This is a genomic window from Candidatus Poriferisodalis sp., from assembly GCF_965208895.1.
Classification (GTDB): Bacteria; Actinomycetota; Acidimicrobiia; order Acidimicrobiales; family Poriferisodalaceae; genus Poriferisodalis.
This window is the reverse complement of record NZ_OZ242363.1, coordinates 4,213,793-4,232,114: the sequence shown is the minus strand read 5'-3', so window position 1 is coordinate 4,232,114 and position 18,322 is coordinate 4,213,793. Positions and strand designations below refer to the sequence as shown.

The following is an 18,322-nucleotide window of genomic DNA, read 5'->3' as shown; positions in this document are numbered from 1 at the left end:
TCAGGCCGGCGAGGGCAACGAACCCGCATCGAATGCACCACCGAGCGACTCGAGTCGGGCCACGCGCTCGCGCACGAGCGCTGTTTCCTCCGACAGCCTGTCGATGCGGTCTGACTGGCCGTCGATGCGGTTGCCGAGATGGAACGTGATGGTGAGCACGCTGCCGAGCACGCTGAGAACGATGCCTGCACCCACGACGAGCACTGCCCACGCGTCCGCCACAATCTGCGTCGCCGCCACCAAACCGTATGTCATAGCACCACCATAGGGTGGCGACATCTGTCGAATCCACTGCATTTCAGTGGTGCCCAAGCAGAGGAATCCGCTCAGCAAGCTCCGCTAGGAGCGTGGTCGGAAAGTCGCGTTTCGGGTGTTTGGCGCATGCAAAACCGCAGGTCAGGGGCTTGCAGATTGGGTCCGGCACCCGTTTCCGACCAGCCTCCTAGGGCAGGATCGGTGTGGCTTCCATGTATCCGGGTTCGAGGAAGTCGACGCTCGGCGTGACGCGGGTCAGTTCGGCAGCGATGCTGGAGGTGTCAGTCGGGACTGAGAAACCCGGCAGCCAGTTGTCGTGGTGACCGAGGATGAGCTTGCGAGGCCGCAGCAGGTCGGCCTGCCGGCCGATGAACTGGGCGAGCGAACCCTGGATGGGCTCGCCGTCGATGTTTCCGCGGCCGGCTGCTGCGAGGATCGCCACGTCGGGCCGCAGGTCGCGCATCACCCCCGTCCAGTGACCCGAGGTGTCCTGGAACAGCACGGAGCCGTCAGGTGCCTCGATCAGGAACACGAGCGCCCCGCCGTCACCCCGATCGCTGTGGCCGACCGCTGATGCCGCAATGTGTTCGCTTGTTGCAGGATCGACTTCGGTGGCCAGGTACTTCATGAGCTGTGCGAAGCGTTCCTGTTGCTGCTGCCAGGTGACGCCCAAGTCGCCGAGGCAGACCTCGTCGGGCTGGTCCATTTCGGTGTGCGACCAGACGCATGAATGCTGGCTCGGGAACACCGACACCCGCACCCCTGCTCCCCGGTCCCCGCGAGCCAAGTCCACCGTCTCGCCCCCTGCGACGCAGATCATCCGGTCGAGCGGGATGCCTGCCTCGGCCATGAGCCGCACGGATTCGTAGGAAGCGATCAACGTGGCGTCAGTGTTCGCGATGATCCGCTCCGCGCCGTAGAGGTGATCGAAGTGAGAATGGCCGACGAGCACCCAGTCTGCCTCGGTGATGTCGTCGGCTGAGAGCCCCGGTCCGGCGGCGTTGGACGCCCGGTCGATGTAGGCATCGAGAAACACCGTGAGACCTGCGGTGCGCAGCCGGAAAGTTGCGCACCCGTACCAATCGAGGGTCGTAGCCATGGCCGGAACCATACGCCTGGGCTCGGCGGCTGTGCGGGCCGGGCACACTGGCGCGGCTATGGCTGACTGGGAGCGGGGGAATCGCCGGGCCGGCGGCCGTCTCGGTGCCGCACTCGCGTGGATGGCCTTAGTGACGATGCCGTTCGCTGCTGGATGCGCAGCAGGTCCCGACCCTGCATCCTCCCGGTCCGGCGGCGGAGCGCTCAGCGGCGATCTGCATGTCCTCGTTGCCGCCTCATTGATGCCGGTTGCCCAAGTGCTGGCCGACGACTTCGAGCAGCTCCATCCCGACGTGGACGTGCAGATTGCCGGAGCGGGCAGCGCGGCGCTGCGCGAGCAGGTGCTCGCCGGCGCACCGGCCGATGTGTTCATCCCTGCCAGCGCGGTCCATCTCGACGCGGTTCGCGACGAAGTCGGGCTGGCGAGCGCCGCTGTCGTCGTAGCGCGCAACTCGGTCGTGCTCGCCGTGCCCGCCGGCAACGACGCCGGGGTGACATCGCTGGCCGATCTGGCTCGGCCCGAACTGCTGATCGGGCTGTGCGCAGCCGAGGTTCCCTGCGGTGCGCTGGCACGAACCGGATTGGCGCAGGCCGGGATCGAGCCGGTTCCCGACACCGATGAGCCCAATGTGCGCGCACTTGTCACCAAGCTGGCCGCGGGAGAGCTCGATGCCGCCGTGGTGTATGCGAGCGATGCGGTTCCGAGCGCACGGGGGACCACAAGCCTGGATGCGGTCGTGAGCCTGGGCTGGACTGCGGGCACCGCGCCCCAGGCGTCATACGCTGCCGCGGTGCTGGCCGATGCACCCAACGGTGCTGCAGCAGCAGCGTTCGCCGACTACCTGGTAACCAGCGCGGCCCGCAGCACGTTCGCAGAATTCGGATTCACGGTGCCATGACCTCCGCATCGGCATCGCAGGACGCCAACCACGCCGACCGACGCTCGATGCGCCGCTCGCCACGAGATCTGCCGCCGTGGCCGGTAGCTGTCCTCGCAGCCCTCGGCGTGGTGCTCTTCGCCCTGCCAGTGGTAGGGCTGGCCGCACGAACGCCGTGGACGGGGCTGTGGACGCATCTGTCGAGTCGCTTTGTCGTGGATGCGGCGGTGCTCTCGGTGGTGTCCTCAGCAGCCGCGGCGATCGTTGCAGCCGCAGTCGGCGTGCCTCTGGCGTGGGTTCTGGCACGAGTGGACTTCCGTGGCCGCTCGGTGGTGCGGGCGCTCGTGACGCTGCCCATGGTGCTGCCGCCGGTGGTGGGGGGAGCCGCGCTGCTGTTCGCACTCGGGCGCCGGGGCGTCGTGGGCGGGCCGTTGCACGACGCCACCGGGCTGCTGTTGCCGTACTCGATCTGGGGAGTCATCTTGGCGAACGCCTTTGTGGCAACACCGCTCGTGATCCTGACCGTCGAGGGTGCATTGCGGAACCTCGACCGTCGCTACGAGAACGCTGCGGCCACGCTTGGAGCGTCACGGCTGCGGGTGCTGTGGCGGGTCACGCTGCCGATGATCGGGCCTGCATTGGGCGTTGCCGTCGTGGTGGCGTGGGCTCGGGCCCTCGGCGAGTTCGGTGCAACGGTGACCTTTGCGGGCAATCTCGGCGGGCGCACACAGACACTGCCGCTTGCGGTGTTCGTCGCCCTCGAAGCAGACCGTGACGCCGCCGTGGCCATCAGCCTGGTGCTGGTGGCCCTGTCGCTGGGACTGCTGATCGCTCTGCGGGACCGCTGGTGGCCGAGCCGATGACCAGCGCTGACGCCTCGGGGGGCTTCGGAGCCCTCGACGCCGAATTGCGGCTGCATCGCGGCGATTTCGAGCTCGACGTGCAGTTGCGCGTCGAGCCGGGCGAGACGGCGGCGCTGCTCGGTCCGAACGGCGCAGGCAAGTCCACCATCGTGGCGGCGCTCGCGGGACTGCTTCAGTTGGAGCACGGCGTCATCAAGCTCGGGGGACGGGTGCTCGACGACCCGGCGGCGGGAATCTTCGTGCCTCCCGATCAACGGCGCATCGGTGTGGTGTTCCAAGACCAAGTCCTCTTCGGTCATCTCAACGCACTCGACAACGTTGCGTTCGGATTGACGTCCCGCGGGACACGCCGAACCGAAGCACGCGAACGGGCACAGGCCTGGCTCGATGCGATGGACCTCGGCGATCTCGGCCATCGCCGCCCCCGCGCCCTGTCGGGAGGCCAGCGTCAGCGGGTGGCACTGGCCCGCGCACTGGCCTGCGAGCCGGATCTGCTGGTTGCCGACGAGCCGCTTGGGTCGTTGGACGTCACCGCTCGCAACCGGCTGCGCCGCAATCTGGCCGCGCATCTCAGCAGCGGCCGCAACGGGGGCAGCGTGTCGCCCGCAGTCCCGCTCCAAGGAGCGGGCAATGTGCCGCTCCCGCTCCAAGGAGCGGGAGGTGTGCCTCGTTTGCTGATCACCCACGATCCGACCGATGCGTTCGTACTGGCCGACCGAGTGCACATCATCGAGAACGGTCGCCTCACCCAATCAGGCACGCCCGATGAACTGCGTCGAGCACCGGCAACGACCTATGCCGCCGACCTGTCCGGGATCAATTTGGTGCGCGGCACAGCCGACAGTGGCGAGATCACTGTGACGCCCGACAGCGGCACTTCTTCTGAGGGAGGCAGTCGTCGTGGGACCGTGCTGCTGCACGCGGCCGACTCCACCTTGAGGGGGCCGGTGTTGGCCACCATTCACCCCCGCGCGATTGCGCTGCATCGCGAACGGCCGAGCGGCAGCCCGCGCAACGTGTGGCGTACCACCGCTGAGGCAGTCGAGCCGCTCGGCGACATCACGCGGGTGCTGCTCGGTTCCCCCCTGCAGCTCACCGCCGACATCACCCCCGGGGCTGCACAGGAGTTGCTGATCCGCCCCGGCACCAGCCTGTGGGTCTCGGTCAAGGCAACCGAGGTGGAACTCGCACCCGACAGCGGCGACTGATCAACCGGAACGGCCGACTGTGTTCATCGCTCAGCCGGAGCGGCTGACTGGGTTCATCGCTCAGCCGGAGCGGTTGACTGGGTTCATCGCTCAACCGGAACGGTTGACTGTGTTCATCGCTCAACCGGAACGGTTGACTGAGGTCCATCCCTTGCCGGCGCCGGGACGGTCGTCGAAGTCGGCGCTGTATCGATCGAAGAACCCGGGGTCGGCTGCGGCAGCCGCTGATTCGATGTCGTTGCGTGAGATCGCTGCTTGCCACGCGTCGATGAGACGATCTTCGGCCTCGTAGTCGAAGCGGTCAACGAGCGAGCGCTCCATCGCGCCACCGGGCTCGGGGTGGTTCTCCTCGCGGGCAAGCCAGCGTGCCGTATCGGTCAATCCCTCCACCGGGTCCACGACATCGCGGTACGCAAGCTGGAAGATCGCCTTGTCGCAGTTGATCACCCGGTGATGGGGCGTGCTGCGCTGGGTGAGATGGTGAGACACGGCCGCATACTCCCAAGGGATCGACACGATCTCGAAACGGTGATCCAGCGCCGCGGCGATGATCTCGACCCACTGCAGCAGCGTGGGCGTCCACTCGTCGGACACGTTGTAGGCCTGACCAGACGACCGTGCGCCGGCATCGACGGTCGCCAGCACCATTGCCGCGGCGTTGCGCGCGTCTGCCGAAGCCTGCAACGTCACGCCGCCGTCGGGCAGCACGATGCGCGTGCGGCCGTCCAGCACACGGCGCACGATCTTCCACTCGCGCGGGCTGATCTGGCCGGGGCCATAAATCCACGGGTAGCGAAGGTGCGACGCCGTTGGGTGCTCGCGGAACACGACGAGCTCGGTATTCGCGATCTGGCGCACCTTGGTGTTCACACGGAACTGCGGCCCCTCATCGGAGACCAAGCGATCGTGCTCGCGCGTGGGCACGCGCATGCCTGCCGGCCAGAGCGCATCTGCGTCGCCCCAGCCGCTGTACACAGGGAAACCGCCGATGCTCACGAACTTGGCGACGCGACCGGCCATCACCCGCGCGATCTCGCGCAGCCGGCCGTACATGACCACCGACAGGTCGTAGGTAGCCCGCCCGATCGCAGCAGTGAACTGGTCGGCATCGAACGGGTCGGTGTGAATGTGGGTGACGAGATCGGTGATCTCGTCAGCCTCGTGGCGTCCGGTGTGCAGAATCGTGACCCGGTAGCCCCGCTCGAGCAAGCCCTTCACCACATGGGGCCCAGTCGGACCCGTGCCGCCCACGACCAACGCAGTCTGCTCGCTCACGACCGCTCCTTCGACTCACTGTTCGTCCGGCATCGGGGCCGCGCGGGCGCGCGTTCTGCGCACTCGCTGAGCCCGTGCCGCGGCGACATTACGGCTCGTAGACCGTGTCTCGCAGCCGAAGATCGACAACTCGCCGCCCTTGCGGTGAAGCTGACCGCATTCGCCGGTACGCTCCCGCAACGATGAGCGCGATCATCGGCGGAACCGGGTCATGAGCGAGTACAAGCGCGGCACCCGAGTCATAGTCAACGAAGACCTCCCTGGCGTCCCCGAAGGCACGCCAGGAAAGTGCGGTCGAGGCCTCGGCTTCGCGATCAAGCGCTACCGCGTGCGCTTCGACAACGACGTCGAGGTCATCTCGGTAGCCCACAGCAAGCTCGTACCTGAGGATGAATGGCCGCAGTTCTTGGCTAAGCGGGCACGAGCCGAAATCGAAGCGGCCCAGGAACGGGCACGTCTTGCCGAGGCCCGCGCCGCAGCGGCTGAATCGCGCGGGCTGCCGGCAGGAAGCACTGACAAGCCCCCGGCACAGGACACCGCAGCGGCGGCGCCCGCGCCTGCCGAGCCGGCCGGCGATGACGGCGCAGCAGATCCCCGGCTCGCTGCGATACTCGCCCGCTCCAAGTCGGCACGCGAGGCAACCGGGGTCCCTGCGCCGGAGAGCACCGCGGCCCCCGCGGCAGAGAAGTCGGCCGCTGAGCCAAGCTCCGCAGCGGCGGCTGAACCCGCTGCGGCTGCACCCGCGACAGCAGCCTCGCCCAAGCGCTCAGCGCCGCCGTCGGGGCCCGAACGTGTCGAGGTCCCCGAATTCGTGCCGGGCCCCGAGGTCGATCCCGACTATGCCCCTGCAGCCAACCGGGTGAGCGAACTCATCTCCGAGACGCGCAAAGACGCCTAGTTCGGCGCGGGGCTGCGGCTGCGGCGCCAAGCGCACCAATGTGAATCGGAACAGCCAGCATTGTTGAGGTCGGCCTGGATCGTTGAGGTCGGCCCGGCTCGCTATTCGCTTGCAGACGGCGGCGGGAACGGTTCAGGATCGGCAAAGCGCCGCACCACGTTGGCCGTGATACGCGCGATGTCGTTGTCGTAGCCGTCGCGGGCCAGCGCGCCGAACCACGAGATGGAGCCGACCGAGAAGACTGCTCCCCCATTCGGCGTCTCGTAGAACACCATGTCGGCACGCACCATGGGGTCGGGCGTCGGGAAGTCCACCGAGCCTTCGAATTCTTCTTTCGTGCGCAGCATGTCGGAGCCGAACGTGGTCGCAGACGCCAGCACGACCGCGTGGCTCGGAGAGCCGAGACGCACGTCGAAGCGGTCGACCTCCTGGCCGGCGGCGCCGCCGCCCAGCCCGGAAGTGCCGATGCGCTCCCCCGGCACCCCGTCGAGTATCCACGCAGCCCGCGAACTGTCGGCCCCGGAGTCACGGACGAAGTAGGTGGCCTTCTCGAATCCCTGCGCGGCGAAACCGATGCCGCAGATCTCGTTGGGCGCCCGCCCTTGGCGCCGCCACATGCCGCCGTACTCGCCGCCCCAGGCGTGATAGCTCTCCCCCGGCCCGGTCTGCCAGTTCCGCACGCCGTCCTCGGCCCGGCGCAGCTCCATGGCGCCAGGCCAGGCGTCGCTGAACGCCACTCGCCAGTAGAAGCCATTGCCTCCCAGGTACATGAGCCGCCCGCCGCTGCGTTGCCAGTCGGCCAGTGCGTCCAGCATGGCGGTGGACCAGTACTCGGGATGGCTGCCGGTCACCAGCACCCGGTAGGGCGCGATTGCCGCGACGCCGTCTGCGTGCAGGTCCTCGTCGGTGACGATGTCGTGGCCAATTTCGAGGTGCTCAAGGAAGGCGTTGATGTCGGTGTCGGGCGTGAAGTTCCAGCCGTCAGCCCCGGGCCGAAGGTTCAGCACGGGCCGGCGGCGTGAGCTGAACATGACGCCGCTGCTGTCGGGGTGCTTCTCGTAGTGGCTGCGCCCAAGTTCGGGATGGTCGCGGATGTAGGCGTGCTCGGGTCGCAGGCGAGTCTTGGTCGGGATGAAATCAGCGCCTTCGAACAGCATCCGATGGTTGGCATAGGCCATGTAGGTGGCAGTCGGCATCAGCATCGCCACGTCGTTGGTACGTGCGCCAGTGGCAGGGCGCACGAAGAAGGGCACCCGATCTTCACCGGCTTCGCCACGCAACCGAAATGCGTAGATCCCGCTCGGCAGATCATCCGGCAGCGTCGCGGTGACGGTGGTGTCCCAGCCCGCGTCGTACAGGTCATCGTGATGGAAGTGGACCGCGTCGAAGTGGGATGGGTTGTCGGCCCAACGGTGCGCCGACCCGTCCCATGCAGGCCCCGTGATGGCTCGCGTCGGCAACTGGTGCAGCATCATTCGGCCCGTATCTGGGTCGTCATCGAGTGGGGGTTTCATGGGAGCGCTCCGGGCCGCCACATCGCTGTGGAGGTCCCATGTGCACGACCGTCCGCCGCCCACAATGACCGGTCGCGCGATCCGTCCGTCAAATCGTTCGCCGTCGGGGCCGCCTCCGAGCCAGAACTCAGCAGGGTCCAAGTGTTCTGGCCAACCGCGTTCTGGCAGGAATAGTGGATTGGGCGGGTAGCGGTACATCGTCGAAGGCCACGGATTCACCCCCCACGACTGCAACGCATTGCCATGATCGCTCCACAAGGGCATCTCGCGGCGCACATCTGTGTACAACCCGGCCGGGCCGTCGTGGGAGGTGTCCTCGTCTTTGTGCAACCCCATTGCCTCGAAGAACGACCAGCACTCCAGTTCGGCAGTTTCCTTGAGCCCAAGCGAGACTTCGCGTGCATCGCGGCCTGGCGATGAGGAAGGAACGGCCGAGACGAAGAGGTACAGCCGATCGGCCTCCGTCTCGATCATCGTCTCAATCAGGTACCAGCGGTTCACTGTCAGCGTCACGGGACCTTGGTGATCTTGCCCGAGGAATATGCCTCGTCCGGGATAGCGCGCCAGCAGTTGCCCGTCGACGATGTCGAGTGCAAGATCGACCCGCTGCTGTTCCGAGCCGCCCTCGTGCGAGGTATCGAGCTGCAGCTCCGGCGGAAGCGTCAGGGCCAAGTCATCGTCAGGATCACTGCGATCTGCACGCGCACGCTGCAGCGAAGCGGGAACGGGTGCGCAAAGCGTCGCGATACGGTGCCAGCCAGTCAGGTTCGTCGGCATCACCCAAAGCCGGAAGCCGATGTACGGCCCACCCCTTGGCATTCCTCTCACGTCTGCGACTGCATACGAGCCAGGTGTGAGGGGCTGCTCGTCGAGTTCAACCGACCAGCTGCCGGCTGCTGGGGCTGGCCGCTCGTCGAAGCCGGGGCCGTAACGGGTCGGGTCGCCGCAGGCGATTCGCGTGATGTCGATCTCAGCCGGGCCGGGCTGGTGGCTTGAGGCCATCAGCCTGATCGTCTCTCCGGCACGCAGCGTCCAGGGCTCGCAGTAGCCGGTGACTTGCTTGGGAGCATCAGGGCCGGGGCGGTCGGGCGCCCCGACCTCGGGCGCGTGGGACTCAGGCATGGCGTCTCGCTTACGTTGATCGGCAGGCTCAGCTCAGCGCTGTGACCGAAACGCGTCGTAGTCGGTGACGGGCATGCCGTCGGCCCGCCAGCCGCCGAATCCGGTCTCCACATGGCTGACCCTAGGCACGCCCATGTCCTGCATCGTGTCGGCGGACAAGGCCGAGCGGGCACCTCCGGCACAGCACAGGATGAACTCGCGGTCTTCGGTGAACACTTCTTTCGTGTAGGGCGAGTCAGGAGAGACCCAGAACTCGAGCATTCCCCGCGGCGTGTGCATGGAGCCCGGAATGGCACCGTCACGCTGCAGTTCGCGGACGTCACGAATGTCGACGAGCAGGGCACCCTCTTCGGTCACGCGACGGTGCGCCTCCGCCGGCGAGATGTTGTCGATACGTGACTTGGCCTCCGCGACCATCTCATTGACTGACTTGACGCCCATCGGTTCCTCCTGGTGCTGCTGTGCTGCAAAGCCGGGCCACCATGTTCGCACCTCAGCACACACGATGGACAACCGCTGTTGCCAGCCTCGTCGGCGCAGCGCAGGACATGGCACGGTCGACGCCGGTGCGGCGGCACCCGTGCCTCGGTCGCGCATCGATGATGCGCGCGCACTCACAAGCGATTCGAACACCGGCCAGTCGGGGTCAGCCGACGGCTCGGAGCCTCATGAGATGGCGTCCCGGCAATTCGCCGCCCCACGTCTGAGACATCCCATAGGTACGGCGGCGCGGCTTGCGTGGCGTGTCAGGGGCAGTCGCTCCACCCGCTCGGCCAGGTGGTGCAGACATGCCGCCGGCCGTCGTCACCGATCACATATGTGGACACGGCACCCTCGAACTGGGCTCCGTGCGGCACCGTGCTACCGCGACCGCTGAGGTTGCCGGTTCCTTTGCCGTCGTGCCTGAAATGCACTGGGGTGTTCGGCGGCAGATTCACAAATGTCGTTATGCCGTTATAGCTGGCTTCCGAGCGGACCCCTCCGCCGGCGAGGCGGCCGATGCATGCCAGATAGGCAGCGCTGTTCAGGTAGGCGTCGGTCGTGGTGTCCAGACCGCCGGCGCAGACCGCCTCGCGTGCTGCGCGGTCGTCACCGAGGCATGTCAGATAGCCAGCGCTGTTCAGGTAGGCGTCGGTCGTGGTGTCCAGACCGCCGGCGCAGAGCACCTCGCGTGTTGCGCGGTCCGCTTGGTGTGTTGCGCTGTCCTGAGCGGCGGCTGGGGCAGCCGTCACCACCAGCAGCCCTGCCGACATCAGCCCCAACGCCAACACCGCCACAAGCCCGCGGCGGCCTCGGCCGCGCCTGGGGGTGCCGGTCAGCCCGCCTGAGGCAGCATCGCGCCGCTGCAGCCGCTCACAGGGGGGGGGGGGGGGGAGGGAGAGCACGTACCGAAACCGAACACCTTGATCAACGCCTCCGAAACCGCAGCCGTCCCGCTGCAACACCTGTGCGCAATGTTACAGCAAAAGCCGCCGCCGCGTCCTCGTGCCCGCGCTCGCGCGGCCAAGCTCGCCCTGGGCAGGCACCGGTCCGCGCATCCCGGCGACGCGGGGCAAGGCCGCGCTGGTGCTGCACGCCCGCGGCTCCTCGTTGGTGCGGCCCCTCAACGCGGGGCAAAGTCGACAGGCCGATGGCTCCAGCAGGCCACGGTGGCATCGGCTCTCAGTCCACACGAATGCTCGCCGCCTGAGGCCACAGCAGTGAAGGCGCCCGGCGGCGGATCTGCCCGGCCCATTGCGCTGTCGCCCCAGCAGGCGACCGTGCCGCTGGTGCGCAGCCCGCAGGCATGTGTGTAGCCGACCGACACTGCGGTGAATGTGCCCGACGGCACCTGTGCCTCGCCCTCATTGCTGCCGCCCCAGCAGACGACCGTGCCGCCGGTTCGCAGCCCGCACGAACGCACGCCTCCCGCCGCGACCGCGGCGAAGGCGCCCGGCGGCGCGTCGGTCTGCCCCGACGCGTCGTCGCCCCAGCAAGCGACCGTTCCGCCGGTTCGCAGCCCGCAGCCATGAGCGCTGCCCGCGGCGACCGCTGTGAAGGTTCCGGCCGGTGCGCCGGTGCGCTCCGAGCGGCTGTCGCCCCAGCAGGCGACGGTGCCGCTGCTTCGCAGCCCGCACGAATGCAGCGGGCCCGCGGCCACTGCGGTGAAAGCGCCCGTGGGCGCGTCGGCCTGACCGAAGGCGTTGTTGCCCCAACATTCGACAGCGCCACCGGCACGCACGCCACACGAATGGCCGCTTCCTGCGCTGACGGCAGTGAAGATGCCCGACGGGGCGCTGGTCTCGCCCCATCTGTCGGTGCCCCAGCAGGCGAGGGTGCCGTCAGTGCGCAGCCCGCAGGCATGCACCGCGCCGACCGCAATTGCGTTGAACTGCAGCGGGATCGTCTCCGCGGCGGTGCTGGTCCCAGCGGTCGTGTCGCCGGTGGCGCGTCTGCCGACAAGTTGCGCCGTGGCCCACCGATCCGCGCCGCCGAGCCGGGTCATGGCGCGCCCGCCGACCTTGACCGTGGGCACCGCAGCAGTGCCGCCGAGCACGTAACCGCCCGCCGCAGCAGCGTCGAGTCGAGCCTGCTGGCTCACCGGCATGGCTGCATCACGCGGGCCGGCGAGCACCACGCAGTCGGTGCCGAGCACCCCGGCGAGGGTCACGGCGCTGTAGATGTCCGACTGCGCCCTCGCGTCCGACGCCACCACCACCGGCACATCGCCCGCGCAATCCGACGCGATCCATGGCTCGGCCCCGTCGAGATACAGGCCGGGCTGGGCCACGTCGGCGGGAGGAGTCAGGCTCACCTCGGGCGTGGCCACCGAAGCAGGCTCGCGTCGTGAGCCGAGCGCGCTGGCCTCAGTGCCGACTCGCTGCGCTGTGACCCACCGGTTCGCACCGCCGAGCCGGGTCATGGTGCGCCCGGCGATCTTGGCCGGCGGCACCGCTGCGGTGCCGCCGAGCACGTAGCCGCCCGCCGCAGCAGCGTCGAGTCGAGCCTGCTGGCTGACAGGCACGCGCGCTTCACGCGGGCCGGCGAGGACCACGCAGTCGGTGCCGAGTGCCCCGGCGAGGGTCACAGCGCTGTAGATGTCCGACTGCGCCCTGGCGTCCGACGCCACCACCACCGGCACATCGCTCGCGCAATCCGACTCGGTCCACGGCTCTGCTCCGTCGAGATACGCCGTTGCGGGCTGAGCTGCCGACGTCGCCGGCATCGCCAACGACACCGCAGCCAACGCGGCCGCGAGCAACGGAATCGAGCGAACGCGCCCCTTGATCGGCATCAACGTCTCCGGCATGGTCCATCACTCCGATGCTCCACAAGCCCGAACTTGGGCCACAGACACTATGCCCTCGCGGCTCGGCGGTCCTCGGCGAGCGGTGACGACGCTGCTCAATGCACAGCTCATCTCCGTTACCGCCCGTTTTACCGACGCAATCCAGGCAGCCATGGAGTCCTTGGAACTCGACGCCCGCCTGATGGTGGTCCGGGGTGACGGCTCACTCGTGTCTGCGGAATTCGTGAACCAGCGCCCGATCGAGACCGTGCTGTGCCCGTGGGTAGCCTGATTTCATGAGCATCACGGTCGAAGTGCACAACCTCGGCCCTCTGAAGTCGGCAGAGATCGAGCTGTCCGATCTGAACGTGCTCGTCGGCGACAACAACACAGGAAAGACCTTCTTCGGCACGGTGCTTCATCGCACGCTGGAGTCCTCATACAGTTATCCGCTGCCTCCGCGCGCTGAAGTCGGCGACATCCCCAAGCCATTCGGCAAGCTGGTTGAGAACCTCATTCGGGCGCTGGGCAGCAAGAACCCGTCTGACGAGTGGATCACATGGAGGCCCGATCCAGCAACGCGAAGGTGGATCGACACCATCAACAGGAACATTCTGACCGGTTTCGGATCAGCGGTGCGAGACGCGATCGCTTACGCGTATGGCACAGAGGCGAGTTCACTGCGGCGTCGGACGATCAGTCGGTTCGCTCCGGATTCGTTCGTCCGCATCGGACTCTCAAGCAAGAAGTCCGAAGTCGAGTGGGAAGTGCGCATCCCATTCGATTCCGACACCGTCGACGTCGTGACGCCTGGTTCGGTTGGCTGGCTTGCCCACCTGCTCAGCGAGGAAAACGTGGAATTCGCCACCGGCTTGTGGCCATTGCGAAAGGAGGATGTCGATTCGGCAGTTGCAGATCTCGAAAATACATGTTGGCGGCTCGCTCTCTCGGAGGGTCGTGAAGCACTCTTCGATAGCTGGCCCCGAAATGCCATCCATCTCCCTTCGGAGCGATCCGGCATCGTTCAGAACTATCGCCTGCTTTCCGGTGCTGCGGCTCGAAGCCTCGCTCGCACCAATGATCGTCGTGCCGACAAATCCCTGCTCTCGGGAACCGAAGCCGACTTGCTCACCCTCCTCCTGTCTGCAAAGCACAGCGACAAAAATGCCAGGTCGTCGGCCAAGTTCTCGCGATTCGTTCACGACTTCGAGGAAGACATCGGCGCAGGTATCGACATCGACGACCACGACAGCCCTGCGCAATCAATCGTCGCTGCGACCACCGAGGGGCGATTCCCCATATCTCGTGCCTCCGCCATGCTCTCCGAACTCGCCGCACTGCACTTGGCGCTGCGATTCCATCTCGAGCCAGGTGACAGCCTGACAATCGACGAGCCGGAGGCCCACCTACACCCTGCGGCGCAGCGACGCATGGCCTCGTTCCTTGTGCAGCTCGTTCTCGGGAACGCGACCGTCATATTGACAACCCATTCCGACTTCTTCGTGGGACAACTCAATAACCACATTCGAGCGAGCGAACTCACGAGGCTCAAGACGCCGCCTTCCGGTACGACGAGCCTGGCCATCGACCGATCCCGCGTCCGGGCCATGCGGTTCAGACGGTCGTCGCGCTGGTGTACCGGGGAGGCAATCGACATCGATCCCGTCGACGGCATCGACGAAGCCACATTTACCGACGAGATGGACGCGCTGTACAGCGAGTCAACGAAGACGACGAACCCACTCTTGGACACGGCCATCGACTGAATGGCCGACGGCATTGGTGGTGAAGGCGTAGCGCCTTGTGGACAGGCGGCATGCGCCGTCTGCAGGGCACGCATCGGGCTGCTTGAGCACGGTGCCGAAGAGGTCGCTTCGGCGACGCTTGTCGACGGCGACTGCAACGTGACGATCACCGATCAAGGCGGCTGCTCGTGTCAATCCCGGCTTCGTCTCGACCTCCCGGGTGCCGACTATCGATCCACAGGTCGCACGAAAGAGGACTCGAAGCTGCGTTCGCCGGTCTTGGGAGGAGCGCTGGCACACTTGCAGCGGTGACAGAACCGCTCGGAACGCCGTCAGGTCGTTTCTGTCTCGGCATCGACACCGGCGGCACCTTCACCGATGCCGTGGTGTACGACCACGGCGCTGATCGGGTCCTCGCGACAGCCAAGACGCCGACGCGCCACGATGACTTGTACCGCTGCATCGTCGAAGCAATGTCGAGCGTGCTTGAGGACGGCCGCGACGCTTCCTCCAGCGCCCCCGGCGCTGCGGACATCGGCCTGGTGGCGGTATCGACGACGCTGGCGACCAACGCACTGGTCGAGGGTGCGGTAAGACCGGCCGGCTTGGTGGCGATCGGATTCGAGCCTGAGACCCTGGCTCGCGTCGGGCTGCACGCCGGAGCCGCGGGCATCAGCGAGACATCGAACTCGCGCGCCGGCGAGCAGATGAGCCGCAACCTCGCGACGGCACCGCTCGTCATCGTGGGCGGAGGACACAGCGCCCACGGTGACGAACGCGACCCGCTCGATATCGCCGAGCTCACCGGTGCCATCGACCGCATCGACGACTCAGTTGATGCGTACGCCGTTGCCGCCCAATTCAGCGTCCGCAATGCCGCCCACGAACTCGAAGCTCGCGATGCCATCGCGCAGCGCACCGGCAAGCCCGTCACCTGCAGCCATGAGTTGTCACCGAACTTGGGCGGACCGCGCCGTGCCGTGACCACACTGCTCAATGCTCAGCTCATCTCGGTCACGGCCCACTTCGCCGAAGCAATACGAGCAGGGATGGAGGCTCTCGAACTCGATGCGCGCCTCATGGTGGTCAGAGGCGACGGCTCCTTAGTCTCGGCAGAGTTCGTTGCCCGACGCCCGATCGAGACCGTGCTGTCGGGCCCTGCGGCCAGCGTCGTCGGAGCGCGCCATCTGGCGAGTTCGCTGACAGCGGGGCACGACTCGCTGAGTGCCGCCAGCCTCGTCGTCGACACCGGCGGCACTACCACCGACATCGCCGCTGTCCGCGACGGCGCTGTCGTGACTGCGGACGGCAACAACGATGCCGACACGGCCACCGTGGGCGGCCACGCCACGATGGTCACTGCGTTGCCGACCGTGACGGTGGGTCTCGGCGGCGACAGCGAGATCCGCATCCCGCCTGACGGGAGCCTCGGCGAACTCACCGTCGGGCCGCGCAGGGTGGTGCCGTTGTGCACCGCAGCCCAGCGACACCCCCACGTCGTCCTGCCGATGCTCGAACGTCAGCAACAGGCTGAACGGCCGCTCGCAGAGTTCGGCCAGGTCCTGTTGAGGGCCGTAACACCGGCGTCGAGCGAGCACCTCGACGGTCTCGACAACGAGATACTGCGGCTCGTCGACGACGGCGGCGGCGCACTCCCCATGGACAGCCTCAAGCGGTCGGCTCGCTGGCGCAGTGCGATCGAGCGACTCGAACGCAGTGGCCAGGTGCGCCGCGCCGCGCTGACGCCGACCGACGCCTGTGTCGTGCTCGGCTTGGCTGACGCTGATGCCGACGCCGTGGGCGACGCCGCAGCAGCCAGGGCCGGCGCCGAGCTCTTCAGCCGCCAGCGCGACCGCTACGGCGTTCAGATCGGCGCCGGTGCCGCGGACGTGTCCCGCCGGGTGATGCGCACGGTGCTGCGGGGCGCGGCTGAGGCGCTGCTCGGCGTCGCGCTCGGCGCAGACGGCGTCGCCTCGAGCGAAACCAGGCGACCGCTCGCTCAAGCGGCACTGAACCGCAGACTTGCCGAGCTGGCAAGATCCTCAGCGGATCCGATCAGCAACCCCGACGACGCCCGCACGGTCAATCCGCTGTGGGGATTGCTCGAACCCAGCGCCCTGCCGAGCGTCCCGATCACCGAGGATGCCGACGCGACGCGGAGCGAACGCCCCCCGACGGATCACGCGCCGCTGGCTCGCGTCGACGCTGGCGTGGGGGTGCCGATCGTGGCGATCGGAGCCCCGGCGCCGACCTATGCCCCGCTCGTCGCAGCCCTGCTCGGCACCACCGCAGTCGTTCCGCCCCATGCCGAGGTGGCCAACGCAGTCGGCGCAGCCGTGGCCCGGGTCCGCATCACCAAACAGATAACGGTGACTGCGCCTCGTCGCGGCAGCTACCGGGCCCACTGGGGCGACGACCCCCCGGTCTGGCACAGCCTCGACGAAGCCCGAGAGTGGGCGACCGCCCAGGCAACTGAGGCCGCTGTGGCCGAGGCTGCCGCGGCAGGCGCCCACAACGCGACGGTCACCGTCGACTGGGCGACCCGCACAGCCCCCAGCAACGGGCGCGAACTCTTCGTGGAGGCCACCCTTCGGGTCACGGCGGCCGGCCGCCCCTACTTAGGCGGTGCGGATGCGTGAACGAGTCGGCCCTCGCTGCGGCACGCGGTCTGCACGCTCGCCAGCCAATCGACATCTGGAACCGGGCGCGTCATGACCGGATCGTCGCCAAACGCAGCCTCGAGCGCAGCAGCGATGCCCAACAGACGCCGATCGCTATAACTCGGGCCGACGAGCTGCAACCCGAACGGCGTGCCTTGGCCGTCGCGCCCGCATGGCAGCGCCGTGGTGGGATGACCGACCACGGTCAATGCCGCGGAGAGCCCGAGCCACGCCATGTAGTTGCGCACGGGCACGCCGTCGATTTCGGCAGGGAACAGCTGATGCCAGTCGAACGGCGGCACGCTGACCCCCGGGCAGATCAGCACGTCGAACCTGTCGAACAGCGCATCGGTCGCCCGGTACAGCTCCACCTGGCGTCGCCGGGCCTTGGCGATGTCGAGCACGGTGGTGCTCAGGGCCTCGTCGTAGGTAGCTCGAATGTTCGGGTTGAATCCACCGTCAGGATTGTTTGCATCGGGACCCGCAGCGTCAGGGTCGAACTTGTGAATGCTGCGGTGGTACTGGGTGGCGAAGATGTCCGAGCGAAGCTGCCAGTCCACATCGAGCGCGTCGCTGAGGTCTATATCGGCTTCTTCGGCTGATCCCACGATGCCGCTCAGCCGTTCGACCCGGTCGGCGAACACGCCCCGCACAGCGTCGGACACCAGCAATCCGCCCAAGTCGGCGCTCACACCGACCCGCAGCTTCCCGACGTCGGCCTCTGGGAGCTCGGCAAACTCCGACGGGTCGAGCGGGAAGGCCATGGGATCGCAGCGAGCAGCCCGGTCGCGCCCTGCGATCACCGACAGCAGCAGCCCGACGTCGGCAACCGTTCGGGCCATCGGGCCCTGCACGCTGTAGTTGGTGCGCCCGATCGTGCGCTCGTCGTGGGCCACGGTGCCCGGCGTGGAACGGTGAGCAGCAACCCCGCAGTACGACGCCGGGATACGCAGGCTGCCGCCATGGTCGGACCCGGTGGCAAGCGGCGTCATCCCGCACGACAGTGCGACTGCGGAGCCGCCCGAGCTGCCCCCGCAAGTCAGCGAAGGGTCGAACGGATTGCCGGTGGCACCGAAGAGACGGTTCACGGTGTTGGCGCCGATGCTGAACTCGGGCGTGTTGGTCTTGCCGATGATGATTGCGCCGGTGTTACGGACCCGTGCCACGATGCCGTCGTCTGCCTCTGGCACGTTGTTAGCAAACGGCACCGCGCCATACGTCGTCGTTAGCCCAGCAGTCGCCTGGATGTCCTTGATGGCCACTGGCAGCCCCGCCAGTGGCCCCAGTTCGTCGCCACGTGAACGGGCGTCGTCGATCGCTCGGGCCGTGGCGCGCGCCGCTTCGTCGTCACGAATGACGAGCGCATTGACCGCCTCATCGGTGGCATCTGCCCGTGCCAGGCAGGACTCCAGCAACTCGATCGCCGACAGGTCCCGGGCTGCCAACAGCTCCCGCGCCCGCGTCGCAGACAGTTCGCACGGCTCGCTCATCTCCCGGAGCGTGACACATCGCCGAGCCTCGGGCTGCGCTCTGGCTGC

General features: G+C 67.5%; 16 protein-coding genes. 8 read left to right on the top strand and 8 right to left on the bottom strand.

The window, feature by feature from the left end; genetic code table 11:
- Positions 1–255, bottom strand: coding sequence for a hypothetical protein (locus tag ACOGJB_RS18995; protein ID WP_419838640.1), 255 nt, complete (start codon positions 253–255; stop codon positions 1–3).
- A gap of 187 nt (positions 256–442) precedes the next feature.
- Positions 443–1,354: an MBL fold metallo-hydrolase gene (locus tag ACOGJB_RS18990; RefSeq protein WP_419838639.1), complete on the bottom strand. Its 912-nt coding sequence runs from the start codon at positions 1,352–1,354 to the stop codon at positions 443–445.
- Here ACOGJB_RS18990 and modA point away from each other — a divergent pair.
- The 3 genes from modA to ACOGJB_RS18975 are packed head-to-tail and all read left to right on the top strand — an operon-like array spanning position 1,353 to position 4,302.
- The gene (gene modA / locus ACOGJB_RS18985) at positions 1,353–2,252 is read left to right on the top strand and encodes a molybdate ABC transporter substrate-binding protein (RefSeq protein ID WP_419838638.1); all 900 of its coding nucleotides are present in this window, start codon (positions 1,353–1,355) and stop codon (positions 2,250–2,252) included. The two genes, ACOGJB_RS18990 and modA, sit on opposite strands and share 2 nt — an antisense overlap.
- The gene (locus tag ACOGJB_RS18980) at positions 2,249–3,094 is read left to right on the top strand and encodes an ABC transporter permease (protein ID WP_419838637.1); all 846 of its coding nucleotides are present in this window, start codon (positions 2,249–2,251) and stop codon (positions 3,092–3,094) included. The genes modA and ACOGJB_RS18980 overlap by 4 nt, the downstream gene beginning before the upstream one ends.
- Positions 3,079–4,302 carry a sulfate/molybdate ABC transporter ATP-binding protein gene (locus ACOGJB_RS18975; RefSeq protein ID WP_419838636.1) on the top strand — a complete coding sequence of 408 codons (1,224 nt, stop codon included), beginning with the start codon at positions 3,079–3,081 and terminating at the stop codon, positions 4,300–4,302. The genes ACOGJB_RS18980 and ACOGJB_RS18975 overlap by 16 nt, the downstream gene beginning before the upstream one ends.
- 120 nt (positions 4,303–4,422) lie before the next feature.
- Here the strand turns inward: ACOGJB_RS18975 and ACOGJB_RS18970 are convergent, their stop codons facing one another.
- On the bottom strand, positions 4,423–5,577 hold the full coding sequence (locus ACOGJB_RS18970; protein WP_419838635.1) for an epimerase: 1,155 nt from the start codon (positions 5,575–5,577) through the stop codon (positions 4,423–4,425).
- A gap of 211 nt (positions 5,578–5,788) precedes the next feature.
- Between ACOGJB_RS18970 and ACOGJB_RS18965 the strand changes: the two genes are divergently transcribed.
- Positions 5,789–6,475, top strand: coding sequence for a hypothetical protein (locus ACOGJB_RS18965; RefSeq protein ID WP_419838634.1), 687 nt, complete (start codon positions 5,789–5,791; stop codon positions 6,473–6,475).
- A 101-nt stretch (positions 6,476–6,576) separates the two neighbouring features.
- Here ACOGJB_RS18965 and ACOGJB_RS18960 read toward each other — a convergent pair whose 3' ends face one another.
- The 4 genes from ACOGJB_RS18960 to ACOGJB_RS18945 all read right to left on the bottom strand — a co-directional run bounded on the left by ACOGJB_RS18960 (position 6,577) and on the right by ACOGJB_RS18945 (position 12,400).
- Complete coding sequence (locus ACOGJB_RS18960) at positions 6,577–9,111, bottom strand: N,N-dimethylformamidase beta subunit family domain-containing protein (protein ID WP_419838633.1); 2,535 nt, start codon at positions 9,109–9,111, stop codon at positions 6,577–6,579.
- 33 nt (positions 9,112–9,144) lie between these two features.
- Positions 9,145–9,552, bottom strand: coding sequence for a rhodanese-like domain-containing protein (locus ACOGJB_RS18955; RefSeq protein ID WP_419838632.1), 408 nt, complete (start codon positions 9,550–9,552; stop codon positions 9,145–9,147).
- A gap of 305 nt (positions 9,553–9,857) precedes the next feature.
- Positions 9,858–10,364 (bottom strand): hypothetical protein, encoded by a 507-nt coding sequence (locus ACOGJB_RS18950; protein ID WP_419838631.1) that lies wholly within the window; start codon positions 10,362–10,364, stop codon positions 9,858–9,860.
- A gap of 350 nt (positions 10,365–10,714) precedes the next feature.
- A complete protein-coding gene (locus ACOGJB_RS18945) occupies positions 10,715–12,400 on the bottom strand; it encodes an RCC1 domain-containing protein (protein WP_419838630.1) in 1,686 nt (561 codons plus the stop codon).
- 82 nt (positions 12,401–12,482) lie between these two features.
- On the opposite strand from ACOGJB_RS18945, the gene ACOGJB_RS18940 reads away from it, so the two are divergent.
- From ACOGJB_RS18940 to ACOGJB_RS18925, 4 genes are read left to right on the top strand one after another with little or no spacing between them, the layout of a single operon-like run.
- Positions 12,483–12,671 carry a hydantoinase/oxoprolinase family protein gene (locus ACOGJB_RS18940; protein WP_419838629.1) on the top strand — a complete coding sequence of 63 codons (189 nt, stop codon included), beginning with the start codon at positions 12,483–12,485 and terminating at the stop codon, positions 12,669–12,671.
- 4 nt (positions 12,672–12,675) lie between these two features.
- Entirely contained in the window at positions 12,676–14,145 is a 1,470-nt protein-coding gene (locus tag ACOGJB_RS18935) for an AAA family ATPase (RefSeq protein ID WP_419838628.1), read from the top strand.
- Positions 14,146–14,436: a hypothetical protein gene (locus tag ACOGJB_RS18930; RefSeq protein ID WP_419838627.1), complete on the top strand. Its 291-nt coding sequence runs from the start codon at positions 14,146–14,148 to the stop codon at positions 14,434–14,436.
- On the top strand, positions 14,433–16,763 hold the full coding sequence (locus tag ACOGJB_RS18925; protein WP_419838626.1) for a hydantoinase/oxoprolinase N-terminal domain-containing protein: 2,331 nt from the start codon (positions 14,433–14,435) through the stop codon (positions 16,761–16,763). The genes ACOGJB_RS18930 and ACOGJB_RS18925 overlap by 4 nt, the downstream gene beginning before the upstream one ends.
- Here the strand turns inward: ACOGJB_RS18925 and ACOGJB_RS18920 are convergent.
- Positions 16,739–18,274 (bottom strand): amidase, encoded by a 1,536-nt coding sequence (locus ACOGJB_RS18920; RefSeq protein WP_419838625.1) that lies wholly within the window; start codon positions 18,272–18,274, stop codon positions 16,739–16,741. The two genes, ACOGJB_RS18925 and ACOGJB_RS18920, sit on opposite strands and share 25 nt — an antisense overlap.
- Between the last annotated feature and the right edge of the window lie 48 nt (positions 18,275–18,322).